The sequence below is a fragment of the Pseudomonas sp. PA-1-3F genome, from assembly GCF_021609665.1.
GTDB lineage: Bacteria > Pseudomonadota > Gammaproteobacteria > Pseudomonadales > Pseudomonadaceae > Aquipseudomonas > Aquipseudomonas paracarnis.
Map to the genome: position 1 here is coordinate 59,774 of NZ_WJZD01000025.1, position 22,305 is coordinate 82,078.

Sequence of the window (22,305 nt, forward strand, 5' to 3'; positions counted from 1 at the left end):
CATGGCCGACCAGTCACGGATGACCCTCTTGTTGGTTTCACGGTTTTGGCGCCGCGGCCTCCTGCTCGCCTGCCTGCTGCTGACGGCGCCGGCGTGGAGTGCCGACATTCTGCTGACGGCCGCCGAAGACAGCGCCGGCGTGCGCGCCTTTACCCAGGCCCTTGCCCAACAACGCCCCGAAGACCAGGTCAGCTTCACGCCACTCAAGCAGTTGCCAGCGCCCAGTCACCTGCCTGCCAGCACACGCCTGATTCTCCTTGACCTGCCGGGTCTGGACTGGCGCCTGCAGGATGCTCAGGGGCCACCAACCCTGGTGCTGCGCATCAGCCGCCTGCAGGCCCGACAACGCCTGGGCAACTCCCACCCGGCAAAAATCAGTCTGCTATGGAGCGACCCGCCGCTGGAACGTCAGCTGCGCCTGATCGCCAATATCCTGCCCCAGGCCCGGCGCGTCGGCGTGCTGTACGGCGTCGATAGCGAATTCCTGCTGCGCGAACTGATCCAGTTCGCCAAACCCATGGGCCTGGAAATCATGCCCCAGCCCTGGGACAACACCAGCGACAGTCGCCCGCTGCAAACCCTGTTCAAAAACAGCGACGTGCTACTGGGCCTCGACGATCCGCAGCTGTACAACCCCAAGACCGTAAAAAACCTGTTGCTGAGCAGCTACGCCCAACAACTGCCGTTGGTGGGGCCCAACGCTGGGTTCGTGCGGGCCGGCAGCCTGGCCAGCACCTACAGCGATCAATCCGACTGGCTCGCGGTACTGGACCAACTGCTGGACCAGCCGCCGGCCAGTTGGCCCAGCACGCTCTACCCGCAGTACTTCAAAGTCGTGGGCAACCCACAAGTCGCGCGCTCACTGGGCATCGAACAGGTCGATGAAATCGCCGTTGCAGCCCGCCTGGCCGAAGGAGAACAACGCCCATGACCTTGCGCCGTCGTTGGGATATCAACACCCGCACCCAGCTCATTACCCTGGGCCCCGCGCTGCTGTTGACCCTGCTGCTCATCACCTTCTTCACCTTCGTGCGCATCCAGGACTTGCGCCAGGAGCTGGACCACACCGGTCAATTGATCGCCAACCAGCTGGCGCCTGCCACTGAGTACGGCGTGATTTCCGGCAACAACGATGTGCTTGAAACCCTGCTACGTGCGACCTTGGCCACACCCCATGTGCGCTTCCTGGAGATCCAGGACAGCGCCGAGAACATCCTGGTGTATGTGGAGCAGCCGTCCGAGCGGCATGACCGTTCGCTGTCGGTGAAGGTGTTCCAGGCACCGATCCGCCTGCAACACATCCAGCTCAACAACGACTTTTTCCAGGACAACCTCAGCGAACCCAAGGCACCCCGCGCGGACTACCTGGGGCGGGTGATTGTGGGCATGTCCAATGATGCCTTCAGCCAGCGCCAGCAGGAGATCCTGTTCAAGGCAGGGGTCCTGGCGCTGTTTGCCCTGCTGTTTACCTTCCTGCTGGCGCGACGCTTGTCGGCGAGCCTGTCACAGCCGATCAGCGCCATGGGGCACGCGGTCAAGGCCATCCAGCAAGGCGATTACAAGACGCCACTGCCCATCGTCGATGACTCGGAATTGGGCGACCTCTCGCGGCATATCAACAACCTGGCCGAGGGCCTTCAACAGGCCAGTCGCGAACAGCAACAAGCCATGGCCCAGTTGATCCAGACCCGTGAAGAAGCCGAGCGGGCGAACAACGCCAAGTCGGATTTTCTGGCGATGATGAGCCACGAACTGCGCACGCCCATGAATGGCGTGCTGGGCATGCTGCAACTGCTGGAAACCACGGAGATGACCGAGGAGCAGACCGAGTACGCGGCGCTGGCGTGCGAGTCCACCGAGCATTTGCTCAAGGTGATCAATGACATCCTCGATTTTTCACGCATTGAACGCGCCGCCCTGGAACTGGAACATATTCCGTTCAACCTGGCCGATCTGATCAACAGCTGCGCCCAGGCTTTCCAGCACAGCGCCCAGCAGCGCGGGCTGAGCCTGGAACTGCCCATTCCCATGGGCATGGAGGCTCTGCGTGTGCGCGGCGACCCGACGCGGATCCGCCAGATTCTGGTGAACCTGATCGGCAATGCATTGAAATTTACCGAACATGGCAGCGTGACCGTGGAGCCCCACTGGCAAACCCTGGACCATGAGTTGGTGTGGTTCACCTGCACCGTACGCGACAGCGGTATCGGTATTTCCGCCGAACGCCTGGATTTGATGTTCGATGCATTCCAGCAGGCAGACAGCTCCATTTCCAGGCGTTACGGTGGCACGGGCCTGGGCCTGCCGATTGCGCGCACCCTGGCCGAACGTATGGGTGGCACCTTGCGCGCCCAGAGCGAAGAAGGTCGAGGTTCAGTGTTCACCTTGGAGATTCCGCTGGCCATTGACCAGCAGCATGCCCCGGTCACCGCACCTGACGCGCTTGGCAAAGCCAGCGCCGGCGATGGGCGCCACGTGCTGTTGGTAGAGGACAACCCGGTCAACCGCACCGTGGTCGAAGCGATGCTGCGCAGCCTGGGTTTTGAAGTCAGCCTGGCCACGGACGGCGCCGAGGCGATCCGCAGCGCCGAGAGCCTGATTTTCACCGCTATCCTGATGGATTGTCGCCTGCCCTTGATCGACGGCTACGAAGCCACACGGCAGATTCGCCAACTGCCCGGTTGCGCCGATCTGCCGATCATCGCCCTGACGGCCAACGCCTTGCAGGGCGATCGCGAAGCCTGCCTGGCAGCCGGAATGAACGATTACCTGGCCAAGCCGTTCAAACGCACGGATTTGCAGCAAATCCTGCAGCGCTGGGTGCAATAGCGCCGCGCCATCAGCCAACTGCGACTGGCGTGAAAGACGAAAGTGCGGCAGTCTTAGGCACCCGAACGGGCTGATAAACAGGCCCGGTTTAAAATTTCAGTGAACAAGTGTACATTCAGTGCCTTGCCGCTGTGACTTTCACTACAACGCAATAGTCTATGTGTAGGCTGCCGCTATGAGGCATGAACGCTTCATTCGGTTCGGGAAGATTTGCCCTACCCTGCCGCATGGGATTATTGAGGAGCTCGCATGACCAAACAAAACGCCTTTACTCGGGAAGACCTGCTGCGCTGCAGTCGCGGTGAGCTGTTCGGCCCAGGTAACGCGCAACTGCCCGCCCCGAACATGCTGATGGTGGATCGCATCACCCATATCAGCGAAGAGGGTGGCAAGTACGGCAAAGGTGAATTGGTCGCCGAGCTGGATATCACCCCTGACCTGTGGTTCTTCGCTTGCCACTTCGAAGGCGACCCTGTGATGCCAGGTTGCCTGGGCCTTGACGCCATGTGGCAACTGGTCGGCTTCTACCTGGGCTGGCAAGGCCTGCCGGGCCGCGGTCGCGCCCTGGGTTCGGGCGAAGTGAAGTTCTTTGGCCAGGTACTGCCGAGCGCCAAGAAAGTCACCTACAACATTCAAATCAAGCGCGTCCTCAAGGGCAAGCTGAACCTGGCCATCGCCGACGGTTCGGTGACTGTCGACGGTCGCGAGATCTATACTGCCGAAGGCCTTCGGGTCGGCGTATTCACTTCCACTGACAACTTTTAAGGGTTATCCGCATGCGCCGCGTCGTTATCACTGGTCTGGGCATCGTTTCTTGCCTGGGCAATGACAAAGAGACCGTCACCGCTAACCTGCGTGCAAGTCGCCCTGGCATCCGCTTCAACCCGGAATATGCCGAAATGGGTCTGCGTAGCCAGGTTTCCGGCTCCATTGACCTGCCCCTCGAAGAACTGATCGATCGCAAGATCTATCGCTTCGTCGGCCACGCTGCCGCCTACGCCTACCTGGCCATGAAAGACGCGATCGCCGACTCCGGCCTGAGCGAAGACCAGGTTTCGAACGTACGCACCGGCCTGATCGCCGGCTCCGGCGGCGCATCGACCCTCAACCAGATGGAAGCGCTGGACATCCTGCGCGAAAAAGGCGTGAAGCGCGTCGGCCCTTACCGTGTCACACGGACCATGGGCAGCACCGTTTCCGCCTGCCTGGCTACGCCATTCCAGATCAAGGGCGTGAACTACTCGATCTCCTCCGCGTGCGCCACCAGCGCCCACTGCATCGGGACTGCCGTTGAGCAGATCCAACTGGGCAAGCAGGACATCGTGTTTGCCGGCGGCGGTGAAGAAGAGCATTGGAGCCAGTCGTTCCTGTTCGACGCCATGGGTGCCTTGTCCACCCAGTACAACGAAACCCCGGAAAAAGCCTCCCGCGCCTACGACGCCAAGCGTGACGGTTTCGTCATCGCCGGTGGTGGTGGCATGGTGGTGGTCGAGGAGCTGGAACACGCCCTGGCCCGTGGCGCGAAGATCTACGCGGAAATCGTTGGCTACGGCGCGACGTCCGACGGCTACGACATGGTTGCGCCAAGCGGTGAAGGCGCCATCCGCTGCATGCAGATGGCAATGTCCACCGTCGACACCCCAATCGACTACCTGAACACCCACGGCACCTCGACCCCGGTCGGCGATGCCAAGGAAATGGAAGGCGTGCGTGCGGTATTTGGCGACAAGGCTCCGAAAATCAGCTCCACCAAGAGCCTATCGGGTCACTCCCTGGGCGCCGCTGGCGTTCACGAAGCGATCTATTGCCTGCTGATGATGGAAGGCAACTTCATGGCCGGCTCGGCCAACATCGACGAGATTGATCCGGTTGTGGCTGATATGCCGATCCTGACCAAGACCGTTGAAAACGCCAAGATCGACACCGTGATGAGCAACAGCTTTGGTTTTGGTGGCACCAATGCCACCTTGGTACTCAAGCGCTGGCAGGGCAAGTAAGCCCGCAGGTTGATCACACGAAAAAGCCCCGACTGGTTCGGGGCTTTTTTTTGCGTTTGATTTGAAACCGCGTCGCCTTCATCGCAGGCAAGCCAGCTCCCACATTCGACCGCGTTCATCCTGGAGGAATACGGTCCAGTGTGGGAGCTGGCTTGCCTGCGGCTGGGCCAACCCGGTTCCCCGCCCTACACCGAAAACCGCGCCACCATCGAATTCAGATCCACCGCCAACCGCGACAACTCCTGACTCGCTGCACTGGTCTGGTTGGCCCCGGTCGATGTCTGGTGCGCGAGGTCGCGGATATTCATCAGGTTACGATCCACCTCCCGAGCCACCGCCGCCTGCTGCTCCGACGCGCTGGCAATCACGAGGTTGCGTTCGTTGATCAAGGTGAATGCCGAGGCAATCTCTTCCAGGGCCATGCCCGCCGATTTGGCGAGATCCAATGTAGAGCGCGCCCGTGTATTGCTCTGCTGCATCGAGCTGACAGCCTGGTCGGTGCCCTGCTGAATCCCGCTGATCATCTGCTCGATTTCCTGGGTCGACTGTTGCGTGCGATGGGCCAAGGCCCGCACTTCATCGGCTACCACCGCAAACCCGCGCCCGGCATCCCCCGCTCGCGCCGCTTCAATCGCCGCGTTCAGTGCCAGCAAGTTGGTTTGCTCGGCAATCGAGCGAATCACATCCAGCACTGTGCTGATGCCATAGACCTTTTGCGCCAGCGCTTCGACCTGGGTCACATTGGCGGTCACATCGGTCGCGAGGGCTTCAATCGACACCACCGTCTGCTGCACCTGCTCACGCCCTTGCTGGGCAATCCGGTCGGATTCGCGAGACGCCTGGGAAGTGGCCACGGCATTGCTCGCCACCTCCTCCACCGCCACCGTCATCTGATTGACTGCCGTGGCCGCCTGTTCGATTTCCTGGTTCTGCTGGTGCAAACCACGGGTCGCATCCTCGGTGACGCAACTGAGCTCTTCGGAGGCCGACGCCAATTGGTTCGACGATTCTGATATGCGCCGGATAGTGTCGCGCAAGCTCTCCTGCATGCGCTTGAGCGCCTGTTGCAAGCGCGCCGGCTCGTCGCTGCCACTGAGCCTGATGTCGCCCGTCAAGTCGCCACTGGCAACGCCCTGGGCCACTTTCAACGACTGTGCCAGCGGCAGCACGATGCTGCGTGTCAGCCACACCGCCAGGCCAATCGTGACCAACGCCGTGACGCCAATCATGGTCATCACCCAGACCCGCGACTGGCTGAACACCTGCTGTGCCAGCCGGGCGGCCTCGTTGGCGCTGGACTTGTTCAGATTGACCAACTCACGCAGCGTCACGGCCATCTGGTCAGCCATCTGATTCATTTCGCCATTGACCACCGCAATGGCCTCCTCCAGCCGATTGGCCTTGGATAAGCCCACCACCTGCTCCTGGCGTTGCAGGTACTGCTGCTCCTCGACCTTGAAGCGATCAAACAGCACGCGCTCCTCAGGCAAGACGATCAATGCCTCGTACACGCCTTCAGCGTGGTGCAAACCGGTTTTGATCTCGGCAATTTTCTGCTCGTTCTGCGCCACCGCCTGGGGGTCGCGGTTGACCAGCAAGCGCAACGTCAGCGCCCGAATGCGCAACACATCCTGGTTCATCTCCCCCACCGCCATCACGCTGGGCAGCCAGTTGGTCTCCACCTGGTCCGACTGCTGGCGCATATTGGCCATCTGCAACAGGGCAAAGCCGCCCAAGACGAACACCATCAACGCCAGCACACCAAAGCCCAGGCCGGCGCGAGGGGCGATATTCAAACTGCGGATATTCATGCCAGGGTTCCTTCCAAAAGTACTGCATCCACCTGCAGCGGGTCTCTTGGACGTTATCGGCACCTCAGGTCATTGGCGTAAGATCAAAACGCGATATCAAGGCGCGTCGCCATCGCGATGCGGCTTGGGCAGGATGGCGAGGAAGTTGTCGCGCGCAACCTTGTGGGCAACGTCTTCGGGCAACGCATCGAGGAAAGGATCGAAACGGCGCATCTCTTTGCCCAACTTATTGAAGCGCCCCACAACATCGGAGCCGAGCATGAAGCGATCCGGGAAGCGCTCCACCAGCGCAACCCATTGCGGCCGTGGCTTGCCGGCGTCATCCAGCAGATAGGGCGTGAGCATGCTCCAGGACAGGTCGATATACAGGTTGGGGTACGCCTCAAGCAGGCGCGTCAGGGTAGGCAACAAAAAGTCCATCTGCACCTGATGACGGTGAATTTCCTTGCTGGTACCGGCATGAGCCCAGATAAAACGCGTGTGCGGGTGATTGCGTAACGGCTGCTCGACTTCCGCCAGGTACAGCGGGTTGCGCTCACGTTTGGAGGTGATGTTGGAGTGCAGCATCACCGGCAGGTCGTTTTCGGCCGCCAGGTGGTAAATGCGCGTCATGGCTTCGTTATTGGCGCGCGGGGTGTCACCGGAGGTCAGGGCGGTAAGGTCATCGTGCCGGGTGAACACTTCACCGATGCCCTGCCACAGCCCTGGGTTGAGGTCGAGCATACGCTGGATGTGGGCGGCGGAGTTTTTGTCGTTGGGATTGAAACCGGCGAGGAAAGGATGAAAGTGCTGGCGTTGCTCGGGGGAAAGTTTATTGACCGCCGCCGCGACGATCACATCCGTGGCGCTGTACCAATAGGCATCGGCGTCGTCACCGGCGTAATAGCGCGGGCGCTTGGGCTCGTCTTCGTGCCATTTCTTGGCCACGGGAATCCCGGAAATCATGACGTGCTCAATGCGGTTGTCCGCCATGGCCTTGAGCAGCTTGTCCATGCCGGCGGTTTCCTGGAAAAAATCCACGTAGTGCAGGTGCGCGTCGCTGTAGGCATAGTCACGGGCCTGCGCGACAAGGCTGCTGGCGGCGAGCAACAAGGCAAGACTCAGGCGGGCTCCAGACACGGTAAAACCTCAATAAGGGTTGAAACGGGTAGACCTTGCGCCAGCCTTCAGGGTTCAGCATGGAAAAAACCGGAACACTGGGGTGCCAGCATGCTCTATAACTGCATGACCTTCATCCTGCGCCCTTATGAGGTTTGCCATGCCTGTTACCGTTAATACGCTGAACGCTGAAAACTTCCGTCACAGCGTGAATATCAATAATCACGAGCTGTTTACCGACCTGCCCAAGAGCCTGGGCGGTGACGATTCGGCGCCCTCCCCCCACGATTATTTCGATGCTGCGCTGGCGTCGTGCAAAGCCTTGACCGTAAGGCTCTACGCGCAGAAAAAAGATATCCCGCTGACCGGCGTGACCGTGGAGGTCACTCACGACAGCGACGAAGAGCAAAAGGGTAAATACAAACTCAACGTCAAGCTGACCCTCAAGGGCGTACTCACCGACGCCCAGCGCGATGAACTGCATCGCGTGGCCGATAAGTGCCCGGTACATAAGCTGATGACCACCGCCGAAGTCACTATCGAGACGAAATTGTCGGAAGGCGCCTTCAGCCAATAGCCCCAACTTCCCATCGAGCGGGTTATGCTCAAAGCATCCAACCCGCTCAGACTGGGATGCCCATGACCACCCTCACCGTGATTCGCCCTCACCCCGAAGATGTAGAAGGCCAGCCTATCCTGCGGCCCCTGCCCTCACGTGAATGCCGCAGCGTCGGTCCCTTTGTATTTTTCGACCATATGCTGCCGACCCGCTACGCACCGGGTAACGGCATGAATATCCGCCAGCATCCCCACATCGGCCTGTCCACCCTCACCTACCTGTTTGAAGGCACCTTGCAGCACAAGGACAGCCTTGGCTCGGACCAGGTGGTGCAAGCCGGCGATGTCAGCTGGATGACCGCCGGCAGCGCGATTGCCCACGTCGAGCGCACACCTGAAGCGGTCAAGGCCAGGGGTTTCAACCTGCATGGCCTGCAGGTGTGGCTGGCCTCGCCCAAGGACCACGAGACCGGGCCCGGACACTACAGCCACCACCCAGCCGCAAGCTTGCCGATGAGCGATAACCTCGGCGTGCAGGTGCGCTTGATCGCCGGTGATGGTTTTTGCCTCAGATCACCGGTGCCGGTGCTGTCGCCGACGCTGTATGCCGAAGTACAGATGCAAACCGCCACCACCCTGTTGATTCCTGATGAACATGAGGAACGCGCGGTGTATGTGCTGGAGGGTGAGGTGCAATTGGACGGTGAAGCCCTGGAGGTCAACAGCTTGGTGGTATTGCCGACTGGGCAGGAGATGACTCTGTATGCCGAGAGTGATTGCCACCTGATGGTATTTGGCGGGGCACCGCTGGATGGGCCACGGCGGATCAACTGGAATTTTGTGGCGAGCGACCCGGCTGTGATCGAGCAGGCGAGACAGCGTTGGGCGGCTGGGGATTGGCCGACTGTGCCGGGGGAGTCAGAAAGAATCGAGTTGCCTGTGAAATAGCTATCGCAGGCAAGCCAGCTCCCACATTTGATGGGTATACACATTTTAGAATGTAGGAGCTGGCTTGCCTGCGATGGCGTCCGATCAGGCGCTGAGAAATCAGCCCTTGAACACTTCATCCAACAAGTTATGCATCGACTGGAAAGCCCGTGCGGCGGTCTTGGCGTCGTACATCATCTTGCCCGGCACATTGGCATGGGGGTCGGTGAAGGAATGCACCGCGCCGCCGTAGCTGAGCAACTGCCAATCCACACCCGCCGCGTTCATTTCATCTTCGAACGCTGGCAGTTGCTCTTTGGGCACCAACGGGTCCGAGGCGCCATGCAGCACCAGCACTGAACCCTTGATGTTCTTCGCGTCTGCGGGGTTCGGTGTATCCAGAGTGCCATGGAACGACACGGCAGCCTTCAGCGGCGCGCCGGTACGGGCCAGTTCCAGGGAGCAGCAACCGCCAAAGCAGAAGCCGAAGGTGGCCAGTTTGGACGTGTCCACCGCGGCTTCAACCTGGCCTTGCAGTTGCTCGAAGGCGGCTTGCATGCGCTTGTTCAGCAACGGGCGATCATTCTTCAACGGCATCATCGCCGCGCCCGCTTCATCGCCATTTGAAGGACGTACGTTTTGCCCGTAGAGGTCGGCAATCAGCACCACGTAGCCTTTGCCGGCAACGGCCTTCGCAATCTCTTCGGCCCCCGTACTCACGCCCATCCAGTTCGGCGCCATCAGCAGTCCCGGCAACGGGCCCTTGTGGCTGGCATCGAATGCCAGACGGCTTTCATAAGACTGGCCATCAATCTGATAGACCACGGAACGTACAGTGACTTGGCTCATCATTTTCTCCAATTCAGATGGATTGACGATGCTCCCTGTAGGAGCGAGGGGGACGCCTAGTTCTTGCTCGCGAAAAACGTGAGATCACCGCGCTCATTCAGCATTTGCGCGTTATCGTTGACGTTCTTCGCGAGCAAGCTCGCTCCTACAGTAGAGCCAGAACGAAAAAACCCGCCGAAGCGGGTTTTTCTACAACGGTGTTAAACCGACAATTCAACCAACAGCTTGTTCAGTCGGCGCACATACGCGGCCGGGTCCTTCAAGCTGTCGCCGGCTGCCAGGGCGGCCTGGTCGAAGAGGATGTGCGACAGGTCGCCAAACCGCTCTTCGCTCTGCTCGCCATCGAGTTTCTCGATCAGCGGGTGAGACGGGTTGAATTCGAAAATGGGCTTGGAATCCGGCACTTTCTGGCCGCTGGCTTCGAGGATCTGGCGCATTTGCATGCCCAGGTCCTGCTCGCCGATGGCCAGGATCGCAGGAGAGTCGGTCAGGCGGTGGGAAACCCGCACTTCACTCACCGCTTCGCCCAGGGAAGCCTTGATGCGCTCAACCAGGCCCTCTTTGGACTTGGCGACTTCTTCGGCTTCTTTCTTCTCTTCTTCGGAGTCCAGGTTACCCAGGTCCAGATCACCACGGGCCACGTCGACGAAGGTTTTGCCGTCGAACTCGGTGAGGTAGCTCATCAGCCACTCATCGATACGGTCGGTCAGCAGCAGCACTTCGATGCCTTTCTTGCGGAAGACTTCCAGGTGCGGGCTGTTCTTGACCTGGGCGTAGGTTTCGCCGGTCAGGTAGTAGATCTTGTCCTGACCTTCCTTGGCACGTGCCAGGTAGTCAGCCAGGGACACAACCTGCTCACCGTCTTCGCCTTGAGTCGAGGCAAAACGCAGCAAACCGGCGATTTTTTCCTTGTTGGCAAAATCTTCTGCCGGGCCTTCTTTCATGACCTGGCCGAAGTTTTTCCAGAAGCTCTTGTATTGCTCAGGCTCGTTCTTCGCCAGCTTTTCCAACATGTCGAGTACGCGCTTGGTGAGCGCCGACTTCATGGAGTCGATGATCGGGTCTTTCTGCAGGATTTCCCGCGACACGTTCAGCGACAGGTCGTTGGAGTCGACCACACCTTTGATAAAGCGCAGGTACAACGGCAGGAAGGATTCCGCCTGGTCCATTACGAACACGCGCTGCACGTACAGCTTCAGGCCTTTTGGCGCTTCACGCTGGTACAGGTCGAACGGAGCACGGGCCGGTACGTAGAGCAGCGAGCTGTATTCGAGCTTGCCTTCAACCTTGTTGTGGCTCCAGCTCAGCGGGTTCTCGTAGTCGTGCCCGATGTGCTTGTAGAACTCCTGGTATTCCTCGTCCTTGATCTCGGTACGCGGACGGGTCCAGAGGGCGCTGGCGCGGTTGACGGTTTCCCACTCCACCGCAGGGGCTTCTTCGCCTTCGGCAACGGTCTGCTCCTTGGGCAATTCGATCGGCAACGCGATGTGGTCGGAGTACTTCTTGATGATGTTGCGCAGACGCCAGCCATCGGCGAATTCGTCTTCACCGGCTTTCAGGTGCAGCACGATGCGCGTGCCACGGTCAGCCTTGTCGATAGTGGCAATTTCAAATTCGCCCTCGCCTTTGGAAGCCCAGTGCACGCCTTCGCTGGCGTCAAGGCCGGCGCGGCGGCTGAATACTTCAACCTTGTCGGCGACGATGAAGGCCGAATAGAAGCCCACGCCGAATTGGCCGATCAGGTGAGAGTCTTTTTTCTGGTCGCCCGACAGGTTCTTCATGAAATCTGCGGTGCCGGACTTGGCGATGGTCCCCAGGTGGGTGATCGCATCGTCACGGCTCATGCCGATACCGTTGTCTTCGAGGGTGACGGTCTTGGCGTCTTTGTCGTAGCTCACACGGATCTTGAGTTCCGCGCCGCCTTCCAGCAACTCAGGCTTGGACAGGGCTTCGAAACGTAATTTATCGACAGCGTCAGAGGCGTTCGAGATCAATTCGCGAAGGAAAATTTCCTTGTTGGAATACAGCGAATGGATCATGAGGTGCAGCAGTTGCTTCACCTCGGTCTGGAAGCCCAGGGTTTCCTTTTGAGTTTCCACACTCATGGTCATCAAACTCCAATTGGATGGCAGTGGCCGCGCCCTTGAGGGTTGGCGGCGGGTTGTCATCAAAGTTGGGGACTAAGACCAGGATTTCAAGGGCGGACCAATTCCTCAATTTTGAAATGTGCCCGGGCAGTGGCAATCGGTTCGGCCGGCGTGCTCTGCCAAGCGGTAATCGCCACGTTGGCCACGCGCCGGCCCTGGCGCCATACCTGACACTTGGCATAGGTGTCCCGAAACTGGCCGGCGCGCAGGTAATCCAGGGAGAAGTCGATGATTTTCGGCAGGCCCGGAGCGCCAGTGAACACCAGCAGGTGCATGGCGGCTGCCAGCTCCATGAAGCCGGCGATCACCCCGCCATGCAACGCTGGCAATATGGGGTTACCAATATTGTCCTTGCTGGCCGGCAGGCGAAACAGCAACTCATCCCCCAGGCGGGTGCATTCGATGCCGATCAGCCTGGCATAGGGCACCAGCTCGAGCAGCGCATCGTAGTTGCCACGGTCGAGGGCTTGCTCCAGGCGCGTCTTGAACCGATGCCTCATGCCTGTTCTCCCTTGATGACAGTGCCCAAGCCTTGAGTGCCTTTGAGGCGCTTGCCCATGCGCATGAACGTGCCTACCACATGGGCGATAGGTTGTTGCGGGTCATCCTGATAGGCAACGCCACGGGTGAAGATCACGTCGGTGGTGACCCGGTAGCATTGCGCGAAGCCATACACCGGCTTATGGGGTTCGGCGGGATGCATGTAGTCGATACGCAGGTCCAGGGTGGGGCACACCTCGAACTCGGGCAATACGCACAGGGTCGCCATGCCGCAAGCGGTGTCCATCAAGGAGGTCAGCGCGCCGCCGTGGATCACCCCGGTCAGGGGATCACCGACAATATGCGGCCCATAAGGCAGTACGAGGGTCATGCCCTCCTCGCTGGCTTCATGCACCGCCACACCCAGCACCTGGCAATGGCGCAGGGCCGAAACGAAGCGCACGGCACGCTCCAACAAAGGGTTTACGGTCATTGTTTTTAGACTCTTATTAGTGTGAATTCGGCGGATTGGAATGACTGGGTAAAGTTCCTGTACGAAACATGCTATATATCTGTGGGACATAAGGAACTAATGCTGGCCCCTTGGGTTCGAAAGGCCAGTAGATATCTTCAATAAGGAGAAACACCCCATGCGTAAGACATTAGCTATTTCCATGATGCTGGCCGCTGCTCTCGGTCTGGCTGCCTGCGACAAGAAATCCGAAGACAAAGCCCAAGACGCTGCTGCACATGCTGAGCAAGCTCAGCAAGATATGGCTAAAGCACAGGATAAAGTGAACGACGCTGCGAAAGAAAACGCCGAAGCTGCCAAAGCTCAGGCCGAATCGAACGAAGCTGCTGCAAAAGAAGCTGCACCTGCTGCACCTGCAGAACCTGCCAAGCAGTAATCGCAGGGTTTGAAGCTGTATTGCAGCAAAAAGAAAGCCCGCTGACTAAGCGGGCTTTTCTTTGTCCAGGATTTGCTGCCAGCGCTAGGATGCGCCCTCTTTTACAGCGTCGACTGCTGGCATATCGGTCGGGGTGTACACCATCACCTGCAATACATCGGAATGGAACTCGCGGCGGTACAGCACCAACACCACCCCACTGCTCATCAACATGAACAACCAGGGGCTGACAAACCAGGCCAGCATGGTCATGCCGAAGTAATACGCACGCAGGCCAAAGTTGAACTGGTTGGCCGCCATCGAAATCACCCGTGCCGCCCGCAAGGCAAATGCATTGCGCTCCTGCTCCGACACATGTCGTTCACCAATCATCGGCGCCGAGCCCACCAGCACCGCCGCGAAGTTGTACTGACGCATGCACCAGCTGAAAGTAAAAAACGCATAGACAAATACCAGGGCCAGGCACAGCAACTTGACCTCCGACATGCCCTGGGACGCCTGCTGCACCATCGGAATGTCTGCCAGCAACGACACCGCCCGCTCCGAAGCACCGAGCACGGTCAGGATACCCGCAAGGATGATCAAGGTACTGGAGGCAAAGAACGAGGCATTACGCTCCAGATTGCCGATCACGCTGGCATCGGCGATGCGGTTATCGCGCAACAGCATGCGGCGCATCCAGTCTTCACGGTACAGGTGCAACACGCTGGCCAGGCAGGCCGTATCTCGAGCTTTCCAGGTGGCGTAACGGGTATAGCCGCCCCAGCACAGGATGAACCACAGGGCGGCAAGCAGGTGGACTTGATTGGTTTCGACGAACGACATGCGGGTCCTTCTAAATGTGAGCCCGGTGAGTTGTGCAACAAATATCAAAACCCCGGCCGTACTACCTGACTTTTATGAGAATTCCTGTTTCCAGATGTACATGAGTTCGGCCTCGGAACCAATAGGACGCCTCCACTCACTTAGTTGGCCCCAGGGCACGAAGCCTTGATCATTTCTCAGGCGGAAGGAACTGCATATCTATCCTTAGGATGTTAAATGCGCTCAACTTCTCTCTCTGTCAGCCAAACACCTGCGCCGCAAGCGATCCAACTGTCCGTGGGCACAGCCTCTGAATCGACAACGCAACACCCACTTTTATCGCATCACCTTCAGCCCAAGCCGTTGGGACTGGACACGGATGATCGGATCAAAATCCAAGTAGCCGGCATAAAGCCAGTCGTTGCCAATGATACAGGGCCGAACGCAGTCGCCGCGCAATCCCAATTGATTGAGCAGCATCAGGCGTACAACCAGAAAATTATTGATTTACTCAGTCAGCAGATGACATTCCAACGCTTCACCCAGGCTCAGTTGAAAAAAGCCTTTCCCCAGCTCACATCAATCGACCCGAACATTATCCACGTCAACACCTATCGAAAACAGCCGCCGGCAGAGCCCGTGCTGATTTCTACGCAAACCTTATCGGAGGCATTGCTCGAAAAAGTCGCGCAAGTCCACATAAACGCCGTCACTGGCACGCCCAACACTGAAGAGCACAGTGCCGACTTACAAACGGGCTTTTACATTGACGGACCTGCGGGTGCTCCCCAAACCAGACTGGAGCATCAGGGTTCCCTGCTGACGCTTGCATACGATATCGCAACCCGCTTTTCAGGCGCGCTCAGTAGCTACTGGAAAAGATCACCCGTAGGCTCCCCCAAGCAGCCATCACGATCAGCCCAACTGCTCGCCCTGCATCGGCAAATGCTTTCCACGGAGGCAGCCCTGCGGGTTGAAGACGGAACCCTCAGCGAGGCTGGCAAAAAGCTGATCGACACCGCCTTTCAGTACCCCACCCTTGAAGCACGCGAGCGCGAACTTCCCGCAGGGGATCGGCCTGGGGTGTATCCGATCCGGATAGATGACAACTCCGCCAACGGCGCATTTTTAGCCGGTTGTTTTCTTATCACTCGCAGCGACGGCTCGTCGGCCGAGGCACCTTACACCGCAAGTGACACCCGTAATATCGGGCTGGATGACACCACCGGGCCTGTAGTGCTTTATACCCCCGGGGACGGTTTCGAGGAGTTCGCGAGCCCTGGCAAAGCCCGCGAAGCATTGATGCAGAGAATCGATAATGATGACGAGAAGGCCAACCTGCTACTCAAAAGTCTACCGGTGTCGGTAGAGCACAGTCGAAACCCTCCGTGGGGTGATGATTTAATGCTGGGGTTCGCCCCCGTCTGCGGCGACGTCGTGGCACAAACCTTTCCCCAGTTGTTGCAGCGACAGGCTGACGAGGTCAATGAAACCATGCGGGCCGGGTTCGCCCAAGCGCAAGCCGAAGCTGGCTCCTCTCGCACACCGTCGTTGCTCTCTGCCCAAACTGTCGAAACCATCAATGATGCAGCGGATCTTTCACTGCATTTCGATGGCAGTAATGCCCTGCTCGCACGCAATGAGCAACTGCACAACAAACTGCAGCCACAATGGCTTAAAGAACTGACTCCCCAACAAGAAACGAGCTATAGGGAGCTGGAGGAAGCACAGGATACAAGCCTTACGCACTTGCAAGCGCTATTGGCAAACATCCCGGACCCCAACATTTTCGCCAAACAGTTGCTGGCCCAGGCGTTGAAAGCCAAGCTGCCGGACCGCTACCAGCACGAGGAAATAGACCCTGACCACGTGATGGTTCAGATGACCACACAGCAGTCGAGCAATCGCGGCCTTTTAGGTTCCGCAAACGCGCCAAAGCCGCAGATCCACACCCGATCGCTTACCGACCTGACGCTCATGAACACAACGCCATGGCATGAAAGCTCGCCGACGAGCACCTGGGCCGCTCGCGTCGTAAGTGCCAATGGAAAATACCTGCTGACCCTGGATAAGCCGTTTCTCGAGGACCTGATCAGCCAAACCGATGTGGGCGGCAAATACCTCAAACTACTGGATGACAAACTCAGCCCCACTGCCACCTCCGACGAAGCCAGGGTGCTGCCCGACGCGTGGAAAAACCATCTGAAGACAAGGATGGCCAAGGACGCGTTCATCACCAGCCTGGATCCCGACGCCTATCTGAACAGGCAAAAAATCGCCGAACAATGGATCGAAGCGACACTTGAGCATAGCGACTCCACCACCTGGCCAATCGTGAATGGTGCGTCCATCGTCTCGCATAGAGTGGTCCTGAATGGCAAACCCGTCCAGGGCATGATGGTCATCAAACCGACCAACCACCCCTCGCTGGTGCTGTACAGCCCGGATGCTCCCGACGGACGTCCTTTCAGAGAAATTGTGGACGAGGATCAACTTAACACGCTGCTGAACACGTCCGAGTGGATGTCCTACATGGATCAGCGGGTATCACCTGTTGATCGATACAATATTCACGACACCCTGTTTTTGCCTCAGCTCGGCACGTGGCTCAAGAAATTCGCGGCCGACCATGAAGCGGGCATCCGGCTGAAGCCGTTCAAAGGTAGCATCACTGAAAACCTGTACATGCAGGAGGTGGGGTTACTCAGAGGGAGAGCGTCGGTTGGGATGACAACCAGCGCAGAGATATCGGCCCGATCCACAGCCAACAAATTAATGTTCGCCGCAGACATAGCCCAATTCGTTCTAAGCCTCATCCCGGTCAACGCTGGTATGTCAGCCACCAACAGGCTCTCCAAGGCTGCGCTAAGAACGTTGCGTACACCCGGACAAAGCCTGCCCAAGCTCCTCACCCAACCGGGACGCTGGGGGGCGGTGTACAACGACTTCGCCATGGCTGCGTCGGGTATCCCTTTACTCAAAAGGACCCCGTTGCGCCCAGTGTTCAGAACCCCTGGGCGCACGCTCCAACAGCGACTGACAATCACGGCAGGTACAAACGGTACGCCAAGCGGTCACGTCGTACCGGTTCCGGGTACGTCGATATCGGCCGGCCGCCCCTCAAGCATCCCGACTCAATTGCCGAACCCGGCCCACCCTGTACAGAACCGTGGGGACCTCGCCGCGCACGCACTGGATAATCAGCTACTGGCAGGAAAACCGCTCAGCGCCACCGGGCCACAACAAGTCGGTGAAAAATGGTTGATCCGTTACACCGATAACTCAGACGTGAGCAGGGTCTATCAAATAAGCCCAGCGTTCAAATTCGAATCAGGATTTGTAAACGTTATAAACCCCGAGACAAAGCGTCGGGTGGCTACGCTTTTGAACAAAGGGAACGGCGAATGGGTGCTAACCGGTTTGCCGGGAGGCGCCAAACTACCTCAAACGCTAGCCCCCCTACCGCAGCCTCATTCTGCCTCCTCGGCGGAAAACCTAGTGCCTGCAAGCAGCTCCTCCACCTCCGGCAGTTCGCGAATAGAGCCGCCCATTCGAAAACCACTTGCAGTGCTGGTCAATACCAGGGCTCGTGACCTGAACGCCGAGCTGCATCTGGCCGGAGCGGCATTGAACCCCCGAGCGGCCCGAGCGGAACTGGTTCGCATCACAAAGCCGGATGACCTGAAGGTTGTATTGAAACCCGATACAGTCAGCAAGTTCGTCTTCACTCAAGACAACCAACTGATCATCGGTACTATCGACAAAAGTGCACCGCCAAAATGGCTATCACATCCTGCCATCGCGGAAATCGGTGCTGGCAGTGGCCAATCAGAAAAGGTAGTCAGCGCAGGCTATATAAGGAAAGACGCCTTCGGGAAATTCCACCTTTCCGATGTCTCTGGACACTATCTACCCAAAAAAAGCGATTTAAGGCCCGCCCAGGAATATTTGAGGAACATGGGAGTGGATTCGACAAAGAGCAAGTTCCCGATACCCTGAAACAGGCAGCCTGGCTTGGCACTGCGTACAAAAAAAGCCCCGGATCATTTGATCCGGGGCTTTTTAATTGCAGCGTATAAGTCAGCGGTTTTAAGCGATCGCTTCGCTGCGCTTGCCCAGCATACGGTCAATCACCACGGCCACGACCAGCGTCATCACCGACGGCACCAGCCACGCCAAGCCTTGTTCGCTCAACGGCAGGTTTACCAGTTGCGTAGGCATCCAACCCGCCAGGCCCGCACCCTTGAGTGCGTCGATGCAGCCAAAGATGAACGACACCAGCATCACCGGGCCGACAATACGGCCCTGTTCCTGCCAGAACCCTTTGCAGAAGCTCAAGGCCACCAACACGATGCACGGCGGGTAGATCGCGGTCAGCACCGGGATCGAGAAGGCAATGAGTTTGGTCAAGCCCAGGTTGGACACAAACAGCGAGAACAGTGCCAGGATCACCACCAGGGTCTTGTAGGACAGCGGCAGGATCTTGCTGAAGTACTCGGCGCAGGCACAGGTCAGGCCCACGGCGGTCACCAGGCATGCCAGGGAAATCAGCACGGCGAGGAAACCACTACCCAGGGAGCCGAACGTGTATTGCACATAGGCGTGCAGTACCGCCGCGCCATTGCTGGCACCCGCGGCCACGGCATGGCTGCCCGAACCCAGACGGAACAGGCTGACGTACACCAGTGCCAGGCCCACGCCGGCAATCAGCCCGGCAATGATCGCGTAACGGGTGATCAGCTTGGGCGACTCGACGCCACGGGAGCGGATAGCGTTGACGATCACAATGCCGAACACCAAGGCGCCCAGGGTATCCATGGTCAGGTAACCATTGATAAAGCCTTGGGAGAACGGCGCGACAACGTATTCCGGGGTGGCAACCCCCACCTCACCGGCGGGCAAGGCAAACGCAGCGATGCCGAGGATAGCCAGGGCGATGATCTTCAGCGGCGCCAGGAAACGGCCCACGGTGTCCAGCAGTCGCCCTGGATACAGGGAGACAAAGAACACCACCAGGAAATACACCGAGCTGTAGAGGAACAACGCCAACGGGCTTTCACCGGTCAAGGGCGCCAGGCCCACTTCAAACGATACTGTTGCGGTGCGTGGGGTCGCAAACAGCGGGCCCACTGCCAGGTAGGCCGCTGCCGCCAGCAGGCCACCGGCAATCTTGCCAATCGGGCTGCTCAGCGCGTCCATGCCACCACCGACCTTGGCCAGGGCGATCACGGTGACCACCGGCAAACCGACTGCGGTGATCAGGAAGCCCAGCGCCGCCATCCACACATGCGGCCCGGACTGCAAACCCACGATAGGCGGGAAGATGATGTTGCCGGCGCCCACGAACAGGGCAAAGGTCATAAAGCCCAGCGCCAGGATATCCTGGCTTTTCAACACTTTCATTTGAGGAAATACCACACTACTGAATCGGAATTTAGAGAGGGCTTCCCTATGGATGAGGGAAATGCTGCCGGCCCTTGTGGGGACCGACCGGTCTAGCGCGCAGCTTCCTTTTGGGACGCGGACGCATAAAGAGGCGGCTAGAGTACAGAATCAGGCTGACAAACGCACTGTTGCGGGGCGAACTGTCCGATAAGCGACATTTGAATGTCGCGTTTTCATACTTAATTGGGCAACACAGAACCCTGTGGGAGCTGGCTTGCCTGCGATGGCATCGACTCGGTTTGGCTGATGCACCCAGTTGTCTGTATCGCAGGCAAGCCAGCTCCCACATTGAACCGAGCACATTCGTCAATCTGGCTATATCCAGAATGCACAAAGGCCACCCGAAGGTGGCCTTTGTGTGGTGAAGCGTCAGCTAAGCGCGAGGCTTACTTGACAGCCCAACCGGTCAGCTCGGCCAGGGCCTTGCCGATGTCTGCCAGCGAACGCACGGTTTTAACGCCTGCGTCTTGCAGTGCAGCGAATTTCTCGTCTGCAGTGCCTTTGCCGCCAGAGATGATTGCGCCAGCATGGCCCATGCGCTTGCCCGCAGGGGCAGTCACACCAGCGATGTAGGAAACAACCGGCTTGGTCACGTGTGCCTTGATGTAGGCAGCCGCTTCTTCTTCAGCCGAACCGCCGATCTCACCGATCATCACGATCGCTTCGGTCTTCGGGTCTTCCTGGAACAGCTTCAGGATGTCGATGAAGTTGGAGCCTGGGATCGGGTCACCGCCGATGCCGACGCAAGTCGACTGACCGAAACCGGCGTCAGTGGTCTGCTTGACAGCTTCGTAGGTCAGGGTGCCGGAACGGGAAACGATACCGACTTTACCTGGCAAGTGAATGTGACCTGGCATGATGCCGATCTTGCATTCGCCTGGGGTGATCACGCCTGGGCAGTTAGGGCCGATCAGGACTACGCCCAGTTCGTCGCACTTAACTTTAGCGTCCAGCATGTCCAGGGTAGGAATGCCTTCGGTGATGCAGACGATCAGCTTGATGCCGCCGAATGCCGCTTCCAGGATCGAGTCCTTGCAGAAAGGAGCTGGAACGTAGATCACGCTGGCGGTGGCGCCAGTGGCTTCTACTGCTTCTTTCACGGTGTTGAACACGGGCAGGCCCAGGTGCTCGGTGCCGCCTTTGCCTGGAGTTACGCCGCCAACCATCTGGGTGCCGTATTCGATGGCTTGCTGGGTGTGGAAACTACCTTGCGAACCGGTAATACCCTGGCAGATAACTTTGGTGTCTTTATTGATCAGGACGCTCATTACTTGCCCTCCGCAGCTTTGACAACTTGTTGAGCAGCGTCGGTCAGGCTGGTAGCCGCGATGATGTTCAAACCGCTTTCTGCCAGTACTTTAGCGCCCAGTTCAGCGTTGTTACCTTCAAGGCGAACAACAACCGGGATTTTAACGCCGACTTCTTTCACTGCACCGATGATGCCTTCGGCAATCATGTCGCAACGAACGATGCCGCCGAAGATGTTGACCAGTACTGCGGCGACGTTGGAGTCGGACAGGATGATCTTGAACGCTTCGGTAACGCGTTCCTTGGTAGCGCCACCACCTACGTCGAGGAAGTTGGCTGGCTTGCCGCCATGCAGGTTGACGATGTCCATGGTACCCATGGCCAGGCCGGCACCGTTGACCATGCAGCCGATGTTACCTTCCAGGGCTACGTAGTTCAGTTCGAACTTGGCAGCGTGCGCTTCGCGCGGATCGTCTTGCGACGGATCGTGGAAAGTCTTCAGCTTAGGCTGACGGTACATGGCGTTGGCGTCGATGTTGATCTTGGCATCGAGGCAGTGCAGATCGCCGTCAGCCTTGATCACCAGCGGGTTCACTTCCAGCAGGGCCAGATCGTGATCCTGGAACAGTTTGGCCAGACCTACGAAGATCTTGGCGAACTGGGCAACTTGCTTGCCTTCCAGGCCCAGCTGGAAAGCCAGTTCACGACCCTGGAATGGCTGAGCGCCAACCAGTGGATCGATAGTGGCCTTCAGAATTTTTTCTGGGGTTTCGTGAGCAATTTTCTCGATGTCCACGCCACCTTCGGTGGAAGCCATGAACACGATGCGACGGCTCGAACGGTCAACGACAGCGCCCAGGTACAGCTCTTTAGCGATATCAGTGCACGATTCAACCAGGATCTTGGTGACTGGTTGGCCATTGGCATCAGTCTGGTAAGTCACCAGACGCTTGCCCAGCCACTGCTGTGCGAAGGCCTTGGCGTCTTCTTTGCTGCGAACCAGCTTGACGCCGCCCGCTTTACCGCGACCACCGGCGTGGACCTGGGCTTTGACAACCCACTCGCTGCCGCCGATTTTGTCGCAAGCTTCTGCTGCTGCTTCCGGGGTGTCTACTGCGTAGCCCTTGGAAACTGGCAGGCCGTATTCAGCGAACAGCTGCTTACCCTGATACTCGTGAAGATTCATGCTTTTTACCGTCTTCGT

At 58.6% G+C, this 22,305-nt stretch carries 18 protein-coding genes and 1 pseudogene; 8 read left to right on the forward strand and 11 right to left on the reverse strand.

Annotated elements, in window-relative coordinates; genetic code table 11:
- The first annotated feature begins 1 nt into the window (after position 1).
- The 4 genes from GIV26_RS18665 (at position 2) to fabB (ending at position 4,826) form a co-directional block, all read left to right on the forward strand.
- Positions 2-931, forward strand: coding sequence for an ABC transporter substrate-binding protein (locus GIV26_RS18665; protein ID WP_200584219.1), 930 nt, complete (start codon positions 2-4; stop codon positions 929-931).
- The gene (locus GIV26_RS18670; protein ID WP_054899022.1) at positions 928-2,829 is read left to right on the forward strand and encodes an ATP-binding protein; all 1,902 of its coding nucleotides are present in this window, start codon (positions 928-930) and stop codon (positions 2,827-2,829) included. Before GIV26_RS18665 ends, GIV26_RS18670 begins: the two co-directional genes overlap by 4 nt.
- A 249-nt stretch (positions 2,830-3,078) precedes the next feature.
- Positions 3,079-3,594 (forward strand): 3-hydroxyacyl-[acyl-carrier-protein] dehydratase FabA, encoded by a 516-nt coding sequence (fabA, locus tag GIV26_RS18675; protein WP_003190035.1) that lies wholly within the window; start codon positions 3,079-3,081, stop codon positions 3,592-3,594.
- 11 nt (positions 3,595-3,605) lie between these two features.
- On the forward strand, positions 3,606-4,826 hold the full coding sequence (gene fabB, locus GIV26_RS18680) for a beta-ketoacyl-ACP synthase I (RefSeq protein ID WP_003190033.1): 1,221 nt from the start codon (positions 3,606-3,608) through the stop codon (positions 4,824-4,826).
- A 185-nt stretch (positions 4,827-5,011) separates the two neighbouring features.
- Here fabB and GIV26_RS27415 read toward each other — a convergent pair whose 3' ends face one another.
- From GIV26_RS27415 to GIV26_RS18690, 3 genes and pseudogenes are all read right to left on the reverse strand, one after another.
- Positions 5,012-5,875, reverse strand: a complete 864-nt coding sequence (locus GIV26_RS27415) for a methyl-accepting chemotaxis protein (RefSeq protein ID WP_405647825.1) — start codon at positions 5,873-5,875, stop codon at positions 5,012-5,014.
- A pseudogene (locus GIV26_RS27420) lies at positions 5,867-6,637 on the reverse strand (MCP four helix bundle domain-containing protein); the annotation flags it as partial. The gene GIV26_RS27415 and the pseudogene GIV26_RS27420, both read right to left, overlap by 9 nt.
- Positions 6,638-6,733: 96 nt before the next feature.
- Positions 6,734-7,756, reverse strand: a complete 1,023-nt coding sequence (locus GIV26_RS18690; RefSeq protein ID WP_236281816.1) for an amidohydrolase family protein — start codon at positions 7,754-7,756, stop codon at positions 6,734-6,736.
- Positions 7,757-7,895: 139 nt separating this feature from the next.
- Here GIV26_RS18690 and GIV26_RS18695 point away from each other — a divergent pair, with 139 nt between their 5' ends.
- The gene (locus GIV26_RS18695) at positions 7,896-8,312 is read left to right on the forward strand and encodes an OsmC family protein (protein WP_034127200.1); all 417 of its coding nucleotides are present in this window, start codon (positions 7,896-7,898) and stop codon (positions 8,310-8,312) included.
- Positions 8,313-8,374: 62 nt separating this feature from the next.
- Complete coding sequence (locus GIV26_RS18700) at positions 8,375-9,241, forward strand: pirin family protein (protein ID WP_236281818.1); 867 nt, start codon at positions 8,375-8,377, stop codon at positions 9,239-9,241.
- Positions 9,242-9,340: 99 nt separating this feature from the next.
- Here GIV26_RS18700 and GIV26_RS18705 read toward each other — a convergent pair whose 3' ends face one another.
- From GIV26_RS18705 to GIV26_RS18720, 4 genes are all read right to left on the reverse strand, one after another.
- Entirely contained in the window at positions 9,341-10,069 is a 729-nt protein-coding gene (locus tag GIV26_RS18705; RefSeq protein ID WP_060764489.1) for a dienelactone hydrolase family protein, read from the reverse strand.
- A 200-nt stretch (positions 10,070-10,269) separates the two neighbouring features.
- A complete protein-coding gene (htpG, locus tag GIV26_RS18710) occupies positions 10,270-12,174 on the reverse strand; it encodes a molecular chaperone HtpG (RefSeq protein WP_014717738.1) in 1,905 nt (634 codons plus the stop codon).
- 89 nt (positions 12,175-12,263) lie between these two features.
- Positions 12,264-12,716, reverse strand: coding sequence for a PaaI family thioesterase (locus GIV26_RS18715; protein WP_057976708.1), 453 nt, complete (start codon positions 12,714-12,716; stop codon positions 12,264-12,266).
- A complete protein-coding gene (locus GIV26_RS18720; protein WP_014717736.1) occupies positions 12,713-13,189 on the reverse strand; it encodes a PaaI family thioesterase in 477 nt (158 codons plus the stop codon). The genes GIV26_RS18715 and GIV26_RS18720 overlap by 4 nt, the downstream gene beginning before the upstream one ends.
- Positions 13,190-13,346: 157 nt before the next feature.
- Between GIV26_RS18720 and GIV26_RS18725 the strand changes: the two genes are divergently transcribed.
- Positions 13,347-13,604 carry a hypothetical protein gene (locus GIV26_RS18725; protein WP_034127196.1) on the forward strand — a complete coding sequence of 86 codons (258 nt, stop codon included), beginning with the start codon at positions 13,347-13,349 and terminating at the stop codon, positions 13,602-13,604.
- A gap of 84 nt (positions 13,605-13,688) precedes the next feature.
- Here the strand turns inward: GIV26_RS18725 and GIV26_RS18730 are convergent, their stop codons facing one another.
- Positions 13,689-14,429, reverse strand: a complete 741-nt coding sequence (locus GIV26_RS18730) for a DUF599 domain-containing protein (protein WP_034127195.1) — start codon at positions 14,427-14,429, stop codon at positions 13,689-13,691.
- A gap of 216 nt (positions 14,430-14,645) precedes the next feature.
- On the opposite strand from GIV26_RS18730, the gene GIV26_RS18735 reads away from it, so the two are divergent.
- Positions 14,646-18,407, forward strand: coding sequence for a dermonecrotic toxin domain-containing protein (locus tag GIV26_RS18735; protein WP_236281820.1), 3,762 nt, complete (start codon positions 14,646-14,648; stop codon positions 18,405-18,407).
- Positions 18,408-18,497: 90 nt separating this feature from the next.
- On the opposite strand, the gene brnQ is transcribed toward GIV26_RS18735, so the two are convergent.
- The 3 genes from brnQ to sucC form a co-directional block, all read right to left on the reverse strand.
- Positions 18,498-19,811: a branched-chain amino acid transport system II carrier protein gene (gene brnQ / locus GIV26_RS18740; protein ID WP_197900603.1), complete on the reverse strand. Its 1,314-nt coding sequence runs from the start codon at positions 19,809-19,811 to the stop codon at positions 18,498-18,500.
- A 428-nt stretch (positions 19,812-20,239) separates the two neighbouring features.
- Complete coding sequence (sucD, locus tag GIV26_RS18745) at positions 20,240-21,121, reverse strand: succinate--CoA ligase subunit alpha (RefSeq protein WP_003190013.1); 882 nt, start codon at positions 21,119-21,121, stop codon at positions 20,240-20,242.
- Positions 21,121-22,287, reverse strand: coding sequence for an ADP-forming succinate--CoA ligase subunit beta (gene sucC / locus GIV26_RS18750; protein WP_003190011.1), 1,167 nt, complete (start codon positions 22,285-22,287; stop codon positions 21,121-21,123). Before sucC ends, sucD begins: the two co-directional genes overlap by 1 nt.
- Positions 22,288-22,305 lie beyond the last annotated feature (18 nt).

Coding starts and splice junctions, on each gene's coding strand:
- GIV26_RS18665 (WP_200584219.1), top strand. CDS start 2: ATGGCCGACCAGTCACGGATGACCCTCTTGTTGGTTTCACGGTTTTGG.
- GIV26_RS18670 (WP_054899022.1), top strand. CDS start 928: ATGACCTTGCGCCGTCGTTGGGATATCAACACCCGCACCCAGCTCATT.
- fabA (WP_003190035.1), top strand. CDS start 3,079: ATGACCAAACAAAACGCCTTTACTCGGGAAGACCTGCTGCGCTGCAGT.
- fabB (WP_003190033.1), top strand. CDS start 3,606: ATGCGCCGCGTCGTTATCACTGGTCTGGGCATCGTTTCTTGCCTGGGC.
- GIV26_RS27415 (WP_405647825.1), bottom strand. CDS start 5,875: ATGCAGGAGAGCTTGCGCGACACTATCCGGCGCATATCAGAATCGTCG.
- GIV26_RS18695 (WP_034127200.1), top strand. CDS start 7,896: ATGCCTGTTACCGTTAATACGCTGAACGCTGAAAACTTCCGTCACAGC.
- GIV26_RS18700 (WP_236281818.1), top strand. CDS start 8,375: ATGACCACCCTCACCGTGATTCGCCCTCACCCCGAAGATGTAGAAGGC.
- GIV26_RS18705 (WP_060764489.1), bottom strand. CDS start 10,069: ATGAGCCAAGTCACTGTACGTTCCGTGGTCTATCAGATTGATGGCCAG.
- htpG (WP_014717738.1), bottom strand. CDS start 12,174: ATGAGTGTGGAAACTCAAAAGGAAACCCTGGGCTTCCAGACCGAGGTG.
- GIV26_RS18715 (WP_057976708.1), bottom strand. CDS start 12,716: ATGAGGCATCGGTTCAAGACGCGCCTGGAGCAAGCCCTCGACCGTGGC.
- GIV26_RS18720 (WP_014717736.1), bottom strand. CDS start 13,189: ATGACCGTAAACCCTTTGTTGGAGCGTGCCGTGCGCTTCGTTTCGGCC.
- GIV26_RS18725 (WP_034127196.1), top strand. CDS start 13,347: ATGCGTAAGACATTAGCTATTTCCATGATGCTGGCCGCTGCTCTCGGT.
- GIV26_RS18730 (WP_034127195.1), bottom strand. CDS start 14,429: ATGTCGTTCGTCGAAACCAATCAAGTCCACCTGCTTGCCGCCCTGTGG.
- GIV26_RS18735 (WP_236281820.1), top strand. CDS start 14,646: ATGCGCTCAACTTCTCTCTCTGTCAGCCAAACACCTGCGCCGCAAGCG.
- brnQ (WP_197900603.1), bottom strand. CDS start 19,811: ATGAAAGTGTTGAAAAGCCAGGATATCCTGGCGCTGGGCTTTATGACC.
- sucD (WP_003190013.1), bottom strand. CDS start 21,121: ATGAGCGTCCTGATCAATAAAGACACCAAAGTTATCTGCCAGGGTATT.
- sucC (WP_003190011.1), bottom strand. CDS start 22,287: ATGAATCTTCACGAGTATCAGGGTAAGCAGCTGTTCGCTGAATACGGC.